Here is a 13,092-nt window from a genome sequence, read left to right on the forward strand (position 1 = left end):
GAGAGCGAGGCGGGGCCGGAGAGCGAGGCGGGGCCGGAGAGCGAGGCGGAGGCCGGACCGCCGGGGTGAGGTCGCCGGCCGGGGGTGAGGTCGCCGGCCGGGTCGGGGCGTCATTCGTCGCGGTGACTCTGGGGGCGGTGCTGCACGATGCCGCCCTGGATCGCGTCCCACACGCTGCGTCCAGCGTGTCGCAACGTCTCCCCGGCCTGCTCGGCAAACTGCGCCGCGTTCTGGGCGGCAGCCTGCGCCGCGGCCGACAGACCGCCGCCGCCGTCGCCAGCCGGGCCGGGACCAGCCGAGCCCGAACCAGCCGAGCCCGAACCAGCCAAGCCCGAACCAGCCAAGCCCGAACCAGCCGAGGCCGAACCAGCCGGGCCGGGACCAGCCGGGCCCGAACCAGCCGAGGCCGCCTGGTCGGGGTGGTCACCGGGTCGCCCCGCGGTGCCTTCCGGCCGTTCCCCACCGCCCGGTCGCTCCCCCCAAGGGCGATGCGGCGCCTCGTGCTCCGGGCGCCGATCCGCCGGTCGCGCCTGCCCGGGTCCACCAGGGCGCGACCCTGCAGCCATCTGCTCCGAGCCGACCGGTCCCGGTTCCGGACAACTCGGCCCCGGGTGCCCAGGGCCAGAAGGCTCGGGACCAGAAGGCTCGGGACCGGGCTGGGCGACACCGGGTCGGCCCCGATCGGCGACCGCACTCCGTTCGTCAAGTACGCCGCCCGAGCGCCGCGCCGCTGCCCGGATCTCCGCCGCACCCGCCGCCACCTGCTGCGCGCTGCGGTTCACGTCGTCGATGGCGGTGGCCGTACGCGCGAGCGATTCGATGATCTGCGGATTGCTGTCGAGGGTGTCGAGCGCCCGCCCCAGGATCGTGGTCAGCTGTTCCAACCGCACCCGTAGCTGCGCCTCGGCGTGCACCCCGTCGACGTCCAGCTCGACGCCGCTCAGGTGCACCCGTACGCCGGCGTCGACCTGCAGGAGGTTGGCCACCCGGGCCCGCAGCGACAGGTCGGCGTCCAGGCCGTCGACCGCCAGCCGGATCGAGTCGACGGACACCTTGGGAATGTCGAGCAGGACGTCCGGGTCGACGTTGTCGACGTTTCGGTCCGCCTCCCGTTGCTGCCCGTTCTCGCTCATGATCTCCCGCCCGCCCGCACAGAATTCCGGTCGTCGGCGCGGTTACCCGCTTTCCGGCCGGACATCCCGTGCGTGACGGCTCGGCGACCCTCTGTCTGGAACCGGGCACCGCGCGAAGCTGCACACCCGGGCATCAGCCGGTATGGTCCGGGCCTATGGGACAGGAAATGACTGATCCGGCCGACATCCGGCAGGACGTCGACCAGTTCTCTCTGCGGTGCAGTCTCCTCGTCCCGAGTTCGGCCGAGCACGCGTTCGCGGTCTTCACGGCCCAGCTGACTGACTGGTGGGTCACCGAGTACACCTGGTCCGGCCCGGATGCTCTCGACGAGCTGGGCATGGAGCCACGGGCCGGCGGCATGCTCTACGAGATTGGCCCGTACGGCTTTCGCGCCGACTGGGGTCGGGTGCTCACCTGGGATCCGCCGCGGCGGCTGGTCTTCGCCTGGCAGATCGGCCCCGACCGGGCACCGGTGCCGGATCCGGCCCGGGCCAGCGAGGTCGAGGTGCTGTTCCTACCGGAAGGGCCGGAGCGCACCCGGATCGAGCTGGAGCACCGACACTTCGACAGGCACGGCGAGGCTGCTGAGGGTTACCGCAAGGCGCTCACCGCCGGCTGGCACGAGTTGCTCACCCGCTACGTGGGCACGCTGTCGCGCCACCCCGGCATCTCCGCCTGACCGAGCCGCCGATCAGCGCGGAACAGCGCGTCGGCTCACCGGCCGAGCCGCCGGTCAGCGGCGGACCGACCGGTCAGGTCCCGACCGCCCAGGTTTGCGCCTTGGCCGGCCTCCGCACCCGAACCGAACCCGGTGCCGCCGAGTCGACGCGGTGGGGCGGTGCGCAGCCGTGGGTACTCCGCGCTGAGCCGTCGCTGCACCCGGTCGGAGCGGTCGGCCAGCACCAGCGCCACCGACGGCGTGCCCGACTCACTGGCCGCCGCCGTCTCCGCCGCCCAGAGTCGACCCCCGATCACCTCCGCGAAGCCGGCCAGCCAGGAGCGGCGGAAGGCGGCCGGATGGTCGTCCTCCGGCACCGGGGTGGCGGCCAGGCCGTGTGCCGCCTGCACGAGCAGTGAAGTGAAGAGCAGGTCGACCCGTTCCAGGTCACTGGCGAAGCCGAAGAGGTGCAGCGCGAAGCCGTTGCCCTGCCGCCGGCGCACGCAGCGACAGCGCAGCGGCTCGGCGACGGCGGCGAGCAGGCCGACCTTGTCGCGGGCGTACGGGGCGACGACGTCCAGAACCCGGTCGCCGACCGGATCGGTGGTCGGGTCGTGGACGGCCAGCAGCGCTCGGTCCACGCCGTAGCGGGCGATCAACTCGGTCGCCTTGGCGGTGAAGGCGGCGGCTTCGGCAGGCGTGCAGGCCGGGTCCTCGGCCTGGGCCAGCAGCTTGCGCACCTTGCTGAGCATGGCCTCGGACATGCCTACAGAGCTACCACACGGGGCGGACAGCAACGGGGCCACGACAGCATCGATCGATACGTATCATCGTCACGGTCCGATGATCGGTCCAATCCGGACGGTCAGCTACCTGTTCCCGGAGGCTTGCCCGCATGCCATCCCCGACCGCACGCCTGTTCGCCGTCGCCACGGCCACCGCGCTGCTCTTCGCCGGCGCACCCGCACAGGCTGCCCCATCCGCGCCGGTCACGCCGGCCACCCCCGGCACCAACGCCTTCGCCCCGCTAGCGACGTGTTACGGCGGGGCGGTCCGGTCGTACTTCGCGAGCGGCCGCTACGGCGGCACAGCCGGCCAGTTCCGCACGACGACCCGCTGTCGCGACATCAACGTCCGTAACGCGAGCGTGTACGCCACCGAGGCGTGCGTGATCTTCGTCGACAAGACGAGTGCCTGCAACTACTGGACGTACCTGCCGGCCAACTCGGGCTGGACCACGGTGGCGACCAACGTCCGCGACGGGGTCAACTTCCAGGTCCGCTTCGAGAACCTGCGGTACGAGTACGAGCCGCTGATCGCGTACCACGCGTTCTGAGTGCCGGGCGCGGTCGCGGCGTCCACCCCCCCGACGGGCGCCGCGACCGCGCTGTCACCCGGCGCGGCTGCGCAGTGTGGCGATCGTCGAGCCGGCGAGGGTGAGCAGGCAGTCGGGCAGCAGACCGTCGGCTGCCGCAGCACCGAAGAGCGCCTCGCCGGTCGGCTCGTCCCGATTGGCGTACGCGCTGACGAAGCGGGCCACCCAGCGGGTGTCGTACTCCGCCTGGTCGATTCCCGGGAAGTCCAGCGCCGCCCCGCCGGCGGCCGGGGTGTCACCGAGCATCGTCGCGGCGAGGCACCAGGCGACCCCGTACGCGCCGCTCAGGCCGGCTCGGTCGACGACCGCGTCGAACGCTCCCACCACCGCGTCTCCATCCCCGGTCAGCGCCGAGCGGAGCACGGCGGCTGCGTCGTCGAACGTCTGCTGTGGTAGGTCCGTCACCCACCGCACAGTAGGACGGGTGGTCAAGCACCCCCACCAATCGCTACTCTCCGTGTTCAATGCGAGCTACCTGCGCTTTACGCCACCTCCACGGTCCCACCGTCGGCCTCGGCACGCTAATGTGCGCAGCGGACCTTCGCCGGAGGAAGGACGACCATGCTCGTATCACGCCGATCGCGGGTGGCCACACTGGCTGCCTGCGCGACGATCCTGCTCGCCACAAGCGCTTGCGGGGATGACAAGGCCAAGGAGACCAGCGCCCAACAGGTCCGTCTCTACGGCACGGACGGCAACATGCTCAACTCCTACCCCGCGGAGTTGAAGGAACGCGCGAGCCTCGTGGACGGGATGAAGGGCACCACGCCACTCGTCCCGCTGCCCGAAGACTTCAAGAACCGACTGCGGACCGTCAATCCGGCGCTGACGGACTTCGTGTACTCCGCCGAGTCCTACGACGCGGTGGTGATCGCCGTGCTCGCCGCCCAACTGGCCGGGAGCACCGATCCGGCGGCCATCGCGAAGCAGATCGTCGCGGTGACCAACGACGGGCAGCGCTGTGAGGACCCGGCGAGTTGCCTCGCGCTGGCCCGCAACGGGCAGGACATCGAGTACCGCGGTGTGTCGCTGAGCCGTGCGGGCTTCACCGACAAGGGTGAGCCGGCCACCGCGAGCTACGCCACGCTGACCTTCGACGGGCAGCAGATCAACGACGGCAAGACCGAGTTCGTCGGCGCGGGCATCGAGTCGGCGGCGAGCACCAAGGCGCCGCCGAAGCCGAAGAAGCAGCGCGCGGGTGGCGACCCCGACCAGGAACCGCTGAAGTTGGGCGGCCTGCTGCCGAAGACCGGTGACCTGTCGATCGCGTACCCGCCGATGGCCGCCGGCGCCGCGCTGGCGATCAAGGAGATCAACGCCGCCGGTGGCGCGCTGAGCAAGCCGGTGACCTGGGTCGAGGGCGACGACGGCACCAACCCGGCGGTGGCCAAGGCGACGGTCGCCAAGCACGTGACGGACGGCGTGAGCGTGATCATCGGCGCGGGTGGTTCGGGCATCTCCCGGGCCGTGCTGCCGGACGTGGTGCGGGCCGGGAAGATCCTCTTCTCGCCGTCCAACACCGACAGCGGCCTGACCGACGCGGAGGACAACGGCCTCTACTTCCGCACGGCACCGCCGGACAGCCTCCAGGGCCGCGCGTTGGCCGACGTGATCCTCCGCGACGGTTCGCAGAAGATCGTGATCGTCGCGCGTAAGGACTCCTACGGTGAGGGCCTCCAGAACACCGTCCGGGACGAGCTGGAGAAGGCCGGCGTCGCCGCCGACCGGCTCAAGCTGATGACGTACGAGCCGCCGGCCGACGCCCAGGCGCCGGCTGTCGACTTCGGCGGCGGGGCGAAGGAGATCAAGGAGTTCGGCGCGGACGCCGTACTCATCATCGGTTTCGGTGAGTCCGCCCAGGTGATCCGCGGCCTGGCCGACGCCGGGGTGCAGATCCGGCAGTAGCACGACCACAGAGCCACGAAACGGCCGCACCGGCGCTCTCGCCGGTGCGGCCGTTTCGGGTCGGGGAGTCATCGCGGCCGGCGGCGCTGCAGGAACTCGGTCATCCGGCGGTGCTTCTCCTCGTCCTCGAAGAGCACCGCCTGACTGACCAGGTCGAGATGCGGGTGCGCGGCGGCGGGCGCGTCCACCGCCAACTTGGTCAGCCGCAGCGCGAGCGGCGAGCCCAGGGCGATCTCGTCCAGCAGGGCGTGAGCGACAGTCAGCAGCTCGGCGGGCTCGTCCACGACCCGGTTCACCAGGCCGATCCGCAGCGCCTCCGCGGCGTCCACCCGTCGTCCGGTGAAGAGCAGCTCCTTGGCCCGGCCCTCACCGACCAACGCGGGCAGCCGGTGGGTGGCGCCGGCGCCGGCCAGGATGCCCAACCGCACCTCCGGCTGGCCGAAGACCGCCCGGGCCGTGCACACCCGCAGATCGCAGGCGTACGCCAGCTCCGCGCCACCGCCCAGCGCCGGGCCGTCGACGGCGGCCACGGTCGGCATCGGCAGTGCCCGGATCCGCGCGAAGGCGGCGGAGTTGATCGCGGCGAGGGCGTCCGTGCGGCCTCGTTCGCGCAGTTGGCCGATGTCGGCGCCACCGGCGAAGATGCCCGCCGCGCCGCCGGTCAGCAGCAGGAGCCGAGGGTTCGCCTCCAACTCGGCACAGACCTGGTGCAGCTCGGCGATCAGGTCGGCGTCGATGGCGTTGCGCTTCTCCGGTCGGTCCAGGGTGACCACCAGCCGGTCCGGGCGTTCCTCGATCCGCAGACCGCTCACTGCTTGACACCGCCTTCCCACCGGTAGAAGCCCTGCCCGGACTTCTTGCCCAGCCGCCCCTCGGCCACCATCTCCACGAGCAGGGGCGGCGGCGCGAAGCGGTCCCCGTACGCGGCCTGGAGGGTGCGGGCGATGTCCAGCCGCACGTCCAGACCGACCAGGTCGGTGAGTTCCAGCGGACCGATCGGGTGCCGGTAGCCCAACACCATGGCCTTGTCGATGTCGGCCGCGCCGGCCACCTCGTCGGCCACCATCCGGATCGCCTCCAACCCGAGGGTGACGCCGAGGCGCGACGTGGCGAAGCCGGGCATGTCTCGTACCACGACGGGGTCCTTACCCAACCGGCCGGCGAGCGCGACGGCCGCGGCGGTGGTCTCCTCGGCGGTGGCCGGGCCGACCACGATCTCCAGGAGCGTCATCGCCCAGACCGGGTTGAAGAAGTGCAGGCCGAGGAAGCGCTCGGGCGCGTCCAGCCCGGCGGCCAGCTCACCGATGGCGATGCTGGACGTGTTGCTGCCCAGCAGAGCCGGACGCAGCGCGGCGGCGTCCCGCAGCACCGCCCGCTTCAGGTCCAACCGCTCCGGCACCGCCTCCACGATCACCTCGGGGGCGGGAGCGACGTCGGTGAGCGTCGGCCGCAGCGTGATCCGTTGCCGGTTCGCGGCGGCCTCGTCGGCGCTCAGCTTCCCGCGCTGCACCGCCCGTTCCCACAGGTCGGCGAGCCGGTTCAGCGCGGAGGCTCCCCGCTCGGGGTCGACCTCGACCAACTCCACGGCGTGCCCCGCCCCGGCCGCCACGTACGCGATGCCGAGGCCCATCGTGCCGGCACCGACGACCACGAAACGATCGCTCATCACGCCTCCCTGTCCGACCCGCCGGCGCGCGGGGTCTCCGCCGCGCCGGCCCCGGTTTCCCGCCCGTTCCGCTCGCTCATGGTGCGACCCTATGCAGCACGCCGATCATCCCCATGCGTGGGGGAGCGCGGGATCGGGTAATGACGGCCCGTCAACCGAGGGAAGGACCGCATCGACATGAGCCAGGCACCGGAGAGCGTCACCGACACCGAGATCGTGGAGACCCGGGGCGACGAGCGGGTCGAGCTGCTGCGCGCCGACACCAACAACGACGGCAAGACCGACGTGTGGGTGGTGGACACCGACGGCGACGGCAAGGCCGACCTGTTCCAGTTCGACACCGACGGCGACGGCAAGGTGGACATCACCATGGTCGACATCGACGAGGACGGCCAGCCGGACGAGGTGGTCGACGGCGACGGCGGTCTGCCGCCGGAGCAGCTTCCCCCGACCGTCCAGGTCTGAGCGGTACGACGGCCTCTGCGCGGCTGAGGCGCAGAGGCCGTCGGTCAGTCGGCGAGGCGCAGGGTGGCGAGGTAGTAGGGCGCGTCCCGGTCGTCCACATCGGTCAGCCGCCAGCCGGTGCCGTGCACCAGCGAGGCGAACTCGTCCGCCGAACAGACCAGGTAGTCGAACCACTCGGTGCTCAGCTCCCGGTAACGAAGCCGGAGCCGGAGCTGACCGCCGAGCCGACCGCGGCGGCGGTTGCGTTCGTGGTAACCGGTGTGCACCGGGTCGCGGGTGCCGTACGGGTCGGTGCCGTGCGCGATGATCTGCGCGCCCGGGCGGGCCAGAGCCGCGAGCGCGGCCAGGAACCCGGGGGCACGCTCCCGACCCTCGAACAGGCCGAGGTTGTTGCCGAGCAGCAGGAACGTGTCGTACCGCCGACCATCGGCCACGTGCGTGTCGACGGTGCCGTGCACCAGCCGCCGGACACCGCGACGCCGGCTCACCGCCAGCGCGCCGCCAGAGGTGTCCAGGCCGGTGACGGGTACGCCGCGCTCCTGGAGCAGCAGGGCGATCCGGCCGGCGCCGGTGCCGATGTCCAGTGTCTCGCCGCGGGCCCGGTCCACCGCGCGGTGGTCGTACGGCTGCCAGTCCTGCGGCCCGTCGAGGTAGTGCGCGGCCGGCGCGCCGTTGATCAGCCCGTCGTCCCGTTCGATGATCTCGATGACCGGCCGGGGCAGTCGTCCACCCACCAGTGGTCGGGGGCCCACCCCGCTCGCCACCGCGAGGGTGTCCCGCAGCAGCTCACCGACCACGTCACCGATTTGAGGCTGCACCGTCACGGCGTTCACGCTATCCGGCCACTCAGTTGCCACAGCGGTCGTATCCTTGCGGCGTGACGATGCTGGACCGGCTGTCGGCCGAGAAGTACATCCTGCTCACGACCTTCCGCAAGGACGGTCGGGCGGTGCCGACGCCGGTCTGGTCGGTACGCGACGGTGACGCGTTGGCGGTCTGGACCCGGGCCGACTCGGGCAAGGTCAAACGGATCCGCCACAACGGCGAGGTGACGGTGGCTCCGTGCGACGTGCGGGGCCGCCCACACGGGGCGGAGGTGCCGGCCCACGCGACGATCTACGGGAGCGGCGACACCGGTCGGGTCCGTGACCTGCTCAAGCACAAGTACCGCCTGATCGGTCGACTCAGTCTGCTGGGCAGCCGGCTTCGGCGGGGCGAGGGCGGCACGGTCGGCATCCGGGTGACGCTGGCCGAGTCGCGGCGCTGAGTCGACGCGGGCGTGGAAAGGGGCGGCGGATCGAGATCCACCGCCCCTGACCGGAAAAACTGGTGCCGACTCAGTCGCCCTGTCGCTGCTGCGGGATCTGACCCTGCAACAGCGCCCTGACCTCCGACTCGCGGTAGCGACGGTGGCCACCCAGGGTGCGGATGGCGCTGAGCTTGCCAGCCTTGGCCCACCGGGTCACCGTCTTCGGGTCGACACGGAACATCGACGCCACCTCGGCCGGTGTAAGTAGCGGCTCTGGTTCGTGCGTTCGCGATGCCATCGGTCACTCCTCCACATGTATAGACATCGGCCGGGGTCCCGCCGGCCGACGCGTCTCCCATGGTCCGGCTAGTCCCCGATGTCCGACATGGGCCGAACGGATGAAGGTCCCTAGACGGACGGATGAACCATGCCCGATTTTTACGACTTTTACACGGCAGAAAGTACCTTATTCGGACTCATGATCACGGTTCGTGATGCGTCAACTACGAGCGCACCTCACTTTGGGAGCGCTCCTACGGCGATTTGCCCCTAGTTGCACCGCTCCAGCAACTGCACCGCGCGCCAGCGGGCCACCAACTTGTCGTACGCGGCCGACGCCTCGTCGGCCTCACCACGCGACAGCCCCGCCAGGCCTCCGGCGACCAGTTCGGGAGAGTCGTCGGCTTCGAGCGTCTCGTCGGACAGAAGGTCCACCAGGCCGCCGTAGTCCAACTCGACCACCGAGCGGGGATGGAACTCCTCCAACCAGCGAGCCGCCTCCTCCACCGCCTCGGTGATCGGCGCGTCACCCACCGACTTGCGCAACACCGACAGGGCGCGGGAGGACCGACGGCGGGCCTTCGAGATCTCCGTGCGGTAGCGCAACGCGCGTCGCCCCGGCCGGGTGACCAGGTCCCGTTCGGCCGGGTCGAAGAGCACGAACCACCGCAGCGGTACGCCCCAGGTGGCGATCTGCTCGTGCACCCGGGGCACGCCGTGCTCCAGCACCCGCGCGCCGCTGCGCCAGTCGTCGACGACAGCCCTGGCCTGCCCGGCGAGCACCGGTGGCACGAAGGCGTCGGCGAGCACCGAGGGCACGCCGTCCCGAGCGCTGAGCGCCGCCTCAGCGACCCGGATCCGCAGGTTCCACGGGCAGACCAGGAGGCTGTCGTCCGTCTCCAGGACGTACGCCTCCTCCGGCAGGTCGGGCAGCCGGGTCCAACCGGCGCCCAGCGCCTCGATCACCGCCGTCCGCTGCCGGCCGGGCCCCTCGACGGGGGCGACGGCCCTCCCCTCCGAGACGTATCGGCGCCAGTAGCTCTGCCGGTCCCGGTCGAAGGCGGTCAACGGTTCGTACACGCGCAGGTAAGAAGCGAAGAGCGACGGCACGGCGCGATCCTCCCACGAACCGCAGCCGTACGCGGTCAGCGGCCGGACCACGCGCGCCGCAACGTGGGACGGCGGCGGCGCGTCGAGCATCCGCACGGCGGCCGATACTAGGCTCGATCACACCGGCAGCATCCCCGCCGGGTTCCACCAGGTCCGCGTCCCACAAGGGCGCACACCACTCCAGGAGCCAATCATGGGCGTATTCGCGAGCACCGACGACCCGGTATCGACAGGTCACGAACAGGTCGTGTTCTGCCAGGACAAGCAGAGCGGCCTGAAGGCGATCATCGGGATCTACTCCACCGCGCTGGGGCCGGCGCTCGGCGGCACCCGCTTCTACCCGTACGCCAGCGAGGAGGACGCCCTCGCCGACGTGCTGGACCTGTCCCGTGGGATGGCGTACAAGAACGCGCTCGCCGGCCTGGACCTGGGTGGCGGCAAGGCCGTCATCTGGGGTGACCCGGAGCAGATCAAGAGCGAGGCGCTGCTGCGCGCGTACGGGCGCTTCGTGGAGTCCCTGGGCGGCCGCTACTACACCGCCTGCGACGTCGGCACGTACGTGGCGGACATGGACGTCGTGGCCCGGGAAACCCGTTACGTGACCGGTCGCAGCGTCGAGCACGGTGGCGCGGGTGACTCGTCGATCCTCACCGCCTGGGGTGTCTTCCAGGGCATGCGGGCCGCCGCCGAGCACGTCTGGGGCACCCCGAGCCTGCGTGGCCGCCGGGTCGGCGTGGCCGGCCTGGGCAAGGTCGGCAAGTACCTCACCGGGCACCTGTTGGAGGACGGCGCCGAGGTGGTCGCCACCGACGTCAACCCGAAGGCGCTGGAGTGGGTGCGCAGCAACCACCCGCAGGTCACCCTGGTCGACGACGCCAGCGCGCTGGTCGCGGCGGACATCGACGTGTACGCCCCCTGCGCGCTGGGCGGCGCGCTGAACGACGACACCGTCCCGGCGCTGCGCGCCAAGGTGGTGACCGGCGCGGCGAACAACCAGCTCGCCCACCCGGGCATCGAGAAGCTACTGGCCGACCGGGGCATCCTCTACACGCCGGACTACGTGGTCAACGCCGGTGGCGTGATCCAGGTCGCGGACGAGATCGAGGGCTTCAACTTCGACCGGGCGAAGCTCCGGGCGACCCGGATCTACGACACCACCCGCGAGATCCTGCGTCTCGCGGACGCCGAGGGCGTGCCGCCCGCGGTGGCGGCGGACCGGCTGGCCGAGCGGCGGATGGCGGACATCGGCCGGCTCCGCGGGATCCACCTGCGCTGAGCCTTCCCGGAGGCGGATCGACGGGATCCGCCTCCGGGCCACCAGTATGGGCGCGGCTGGGTAAGCTGAGGCCGGATCGAATTTTGGTGCGGTTTGTCCGGTGTCACGGGCGCTAACCGTTCCGCTCCTTACCCGGTACACTGGGTGACGGCCGGATCGACGCGACGCGCAGAGCCGGCTGACGGTAACCCGAGGTGCCGAACGGTGGCATCCCCATGTACCGTAAGAGCCACGAGAGATGCCTGACGTCATCGGGGCCCGCCTTCGGGCTGCCCCGCATTCTGTGCGAGGGGGTCGAGCCATGGGGCGCGGCCGTGCTAAGGCCAAGCAGACGAAGGTGGCCCGGGAGTTGAAGTACCACTCCCCGAACACCGACCTCACCGCCTTGCAGCGCGAACTGGCGGGTGCTGGTAAGTCTGAGCACCACTTCGACGACGACTCTAAAGAGTTCGTCGACGACGATGATGAGGATCACGCGGACGACGATCCGGATCCCTGGGTCCGTCCGACCCGCTGACCTCTCGACGCAACTGAGCACGCGGTGATCCCCGCGTGCTCACGCACGTCCCGTGCAGGTGCAGTCGCCGACGACCAGGGGCCTGACCCGACCGGAACACTCCGGCCGCTCGACAGGCCCCTGTTCACGGCCTCTCAGCGCGGGCGGTTGTTCCAGTTGTAGAACGTCGGGATGTTCTCGAAGTGGTTCCAGGCACAGACCGCGCTCGCGCCGTCGCCGCCTGACACCTCCGAACGCTGGCGTCGCGCGGCCTCTGCCTCCCGCAACAGCGCCACGAGGCCAGGAGCAGCCTCCCGCACACGCTCGTTGACGCCGTCATCCGCTGTGCGCTCGGGCCGCCGGTCACCGGTGCTCTCGGGCATGCTCCAACACTCCCTCCAATAGGCGGATCTTGCTGTTGCGGCAGTGCTCGGTCTCCGTACCGTCAAAACGCCCCAGCTCGAAGTAACGGTTGGCGGCATGGCCACCGCCGCAGAAGCCGAAGTAGGGGCAGGACACCCGACACGCCTCCACACCGCTGAGGAACTCCCCCACCCACGGCGTGGCCGCCGCCGCGCCGAGGATCTCCGCCAGTGGGGTTCTCAGGACGTTGCCGCTGCTGAAGTCGCCGTAGCGGGGGTGGGTGAAACCAGCCAACTCCGGGGACAGCACGGTCACCGAGCCGTCGTGGCCGATCGTCGGGATCGGGTCCAGGTGGCGGGGCAGCACACCGTCAGCCGAGCCGTCGAGCACCGCCGCGGCGTAGCGCATCGACCACTCGACCTCACGGAGGTGGATCCGGGGCGCACGCCGCCAGGCCGCGACCAACTCCGCCCAGAACCCGGTCACCGCCGACTCGTCGTGGCGGTTGCCCCGGGTGTTGACGCCCTCGGTCTCCTCGATGTTGATGCCCAACACGTCGCAGCCGAGATCGAGGAAGTAGTCGTACAACTCGGTGGCCAACCCTCGCTCCGGGCGGGACACCACGGCCAGGGCGGAGAAGGGCAGACCGCGTCGGCGCAGCGCCGCGACACCACGCACGATCCGGTCGTACGCCGGCTGGCCTCCCCGGTTGACCCGGTCACCGTTGCGCGCCCGCGGCCCGTCGACGCTCACGCTCACCCGCATCTCGTGCCGGGCGAAGAAGTCGCACCACTCGTCGTCGATCAGGGTGGCGTTGGTCTGCACGTGGTGCTCGACCTCGGGCCCGAACGGCGCGATCAGGTCGGCCAGGTGCTCCGGACCGGCGGCCAACGGTTCACCGCCGTGCCACACCACGGAGAACCGACCGGCCGCCGCCCAGGGGTTGACCGCCACCGCCACCGCCTCGGCCACCTCCACCGGCATGCGCTGGTCGGTGGCCCGAAAAGGCAGGTAGCAGTACGCGCAGTCAAGGTTGCACAGGGTCGTCGGCTGCATGACGACGTACGACGGGACGGCGGCAAGACCGCGCATCCCGCTGAACGACTGTCCCCGAGC

Annotated in this window: 17 protein-coding genes; 7 read left to right on the forward strand and 10 right to left on the reverse strand. The window is 71.1% G+C overall.

Annotated features, from left to right (window positions below):
• Window positions 1-110 precede the first annotated feature (110 nt).
• Entirely contained in the window at window positions 111-1,133 is a 1,023-nt protein-coding gene (locus GA0070612_RS32790) for a hypothetical protein (RefSeq protein ID WP_197699307.1), read from the reverse strand.
• Between the two features lie 155 nt (window positions 1,134-1,288).
• Here GA0070612_RS32790 and GA0070612_RS05140 point away from each other — a divergent pair, with 155 nt between their 5' ends.
• Window positions 1,289-1,813, forward strand: coding sequence for an SRPBCC family protein (locus tag GA0070612_RS05140; RefSeq protein WP_088986878.1), 525 nt, complete (start codon window positions 1,289-1,291; stop codon window positions 1,811-1,813).
• A gap of 35 nt (window positions 1,814-1,848) precedes the next feature.
• On the opposite strand, the gene GA0070612_RS05145 is transcribed toward GA0070612_RS05140, so the two are convergent.
• Window positions 1,849-2,556, reverse strand: a complete 708-nt coding sequence (locus tag GA0070612_RS05145; protein WP_088986879.1) for a DUF2786 domain-containing protein — start codon at window positions 2,554-2,556, stop codon at window positions 1,849-1,851.
• 131 nt (window positions 2,557-2,687) lie between these two features.
• Here GA0070612_RS05145 and GA0070612_RS05150 point away from each other — a divergent pair, with 131 nt between their 5' ends.
• Window positions 2,688-3,128 carry a hypothetical protein gene (locus GA0070612_RS05150; RefSeq protein ID WP_088986880.1) on the forward strand — a complete coding sequence of 147 codons (441 nt, stop codon included), beginning with the start codon at window positions 2,688-2,690 and terminating at the stop codon, window positions 3,126-3,128.
• Window positions 3,129-3,182: 54 nt separating this feature from the next.
• Here the strand turns inward: GA0070612_RS05150 and GA0070612_RS05155 are convergent, their stop codons facing one another.
• Complete coding sequence (locus GA0070612_RS05155; protein WP_088991278.1) at window positions 3,183-3,572, reverse strand: hypothetical protein; 390 nt, start codon at window positions 3,570-3,572, stop codon at window positions 3,183-3,185.
• 156 nt (window positions 3,573-3,728) lie between these two features.
• Here GA0070612_RS05155 and GA0070612_RS05160 point away from each other — a divergent pair, with 156 nt between their 5' ends.
• The gene (locus tag GA0070612_RS05160; protein WP_088986881.1) at window positions 3,729-5,072 is read left to right on the forward strand and encodes an ABC transporter substrate-binding protein; all 1,344 of its coding nucleotides are present in this window, start codon (window positions 3,729-3,731) and stop codon (window positions 5,070-5,072) included.
• 68 nt (window positions 5,073-5,140) lie between these two features.
• Here GA0070612_RS05160 and GA0070612_RS05165 read toward each other — a convergent pair whose 3' ends face one another.
• Together GA0070612_RS05165 and GA0070612_RS05170 are read right to left on the reverse strand one after the other, a co-directional pair.
• Window positions 5,141-5,884, reverse strand: a complete 744-nt coding sequence (locus GA0070612_RS05165; RefSeq protein WP_088986882.1) for an enoyl-CoA hydratase/isomerase family protein — start codon at window positions 5,882-5,884, stop codon at window positions 5,141-5,143.
• Window positions 5,881-6,738, reverse strand: coding sequence for a 3-hydroxyacyl-CoA dehydrogenase family protein (locus GA0070612_RS05170; protein WP_088986883.1), 858 nt, complete (start codon window positions 6,736-6,738; stop codon window positions 5,881-5,883). The genes GA0070612_RS05165 and GA0070612_RS05170 overlap by 4 nt, the downstream gene beginning before the upstream one ends.
• Before the next feature lie 177 nt (window positions 6,739-6,915).
• Here GA0070612_RS05170 and GA0070612_RS05175 point away from each other — a divergent pair, with 177 nt between their 5' ends.
• Window positions 6,916-7,203 (forward strand): hypothetical protein, encoded by a 288-nt coding sequence (locus tag GA0070612_RS05175; RefSeq protein WP_088986884.1) that lies wholly within the window; start codon window positions 6,916-6,918, stop codon window positions 7,201-7,203.
• 44 nt (window positions 7,204-7,247) lie between these two features.
• Here GA0070612_RS05175 and GA0070612_RS05180 read toward each other — a convergent pair whose 3' ends face one another.
• Window positions 7,248-8,027 (reverse strand): class I SAM-dependent methyltransferase, encoded by a 780-nt coding sequence (locus GA0070612_RS05180; protein WP_088991279.1) that lies wholly within the window; start codon window positions 8,025-8,027, stop codon window positions 7,248-7,250.
• 53 nt (window positions 8,028-8,080) lie between these two features.
• On the opposite strand from GA0070612_RS05180, the gene GA0070612_RS05185 reads away from it, so the two are divergent.
• A complete protein-coding gene (locus GA0070612_RS05185) occupies window positions 8,081-8,470 on the forward strand; it encodes a PPOX class F420-dependent oxidoreductase (RefSeq protein WP_088986885.1) in 390 nt (129 codons plus the stop codon).
• 70 nt (window positions 8,471-8,540) lie between these two features.
• On the opposite strand, the gene GA0070612_RS05190 is transcribed toward GA0070612_RS05185, so the two are convergent.
• Both GA0070612_RS05190 and GA0070612_RS05195 read right to left on the reverse strand, forming a co-directional pair.
• Window positions 8,541-8,750: a BldC family transcriptional regulator gene (locus GA0070612_RS05190; RefSeq protein WP_007073996.1), complete on the reverse strand. Its 210-nt coding sequence runs from the start codon at window positions 8,748-8,750 to the stop codon at window positions 8,541-8,543.
• 251 nt (window positions 8,751-9,001) lie between these two features.
• Window positions 9,002-9,841, reverse strand: coding sequence for a hypothetical protein (locus GA0070612_RS05195; protein WP_088991280.1), 840 nt, complete (start codon window positions 9,839-9,841; stop codon window positions 9,002-9,004).
• Between the two features lie 193 nt (window positions 9,842-10,034).
• Here GA0070612_RS05195 and GA0070612_RS05200 point away from each other — a divergent pair, with 193 nt between their 5' ends.
• Window positions 10,035-11,117, forward strand: a complete 1,083-nt coding sequence (locus GA0070612_RS05200) for a Glu/Leu/Phe/Val family dehydrogenase (RefSeq protein ID WP_088986886.1) — start codon at window positions 10,035-10,037, stop codon at window positions 11,115-11,117.
• Window positions 11,118-11,418: 301 nt separating this feature from the next.
• The gene (locus tag GA0070612_RS05205; protein WP_030332207.1) at window positions 11,419-11,634 is read left to right on the forward strand and encodes a DUF3073 domain-containing protein; all 216 of its coding nucleotides are present in this window, start codon (window positions 11,419-11,421) and stop codon (window positions 11,632-11,634) included.
• A 134-nt stretch (window positions 11,635-11,768) separates the two neighbouring features.
• On the opposite strand, the gene amcA is transcribed toward GA0070612_RS05205, so the two are convergent.
• Entirely contained in the window at window positions 11,769-11,996 is a 228-nt protein-coding gene (gene amcA, locus GA0070612_RS05210) for a multiple cyclophane-containing RiPP AmcA (RefSeq protein ID WP_088986887.1), read from the reverse strand.
• Window positions 11,977-13,068, reverse strand: a complete 1,092-nt coding sequence (gene amcB / locus GA0070612_RS05215; RefSeq protein WP_331716408.1) for a cyclophane-forming radical SAM peptide maturase AmcB — start codon at window positions 13,066-13,068, stop codon at window positions 11,977-11,979. Before amcB ends, amcA begins: the two co-directional genes overlap by 20 nt.
• Window positions 13,069-13,092: the final 24 nt, after the last annotated feature.

Origin of the sequence: Micromonospora chokoriensis (assembly GCF_900091505.1) — a bacterium.
GTDB classification, from domain to species: domain Bacteria; phylum Actinomycetota; class Actinomycetes; order Mycobacteriales; family Micromonosporaceae; genus Micromonospora; species Micromonospora chokoriensis.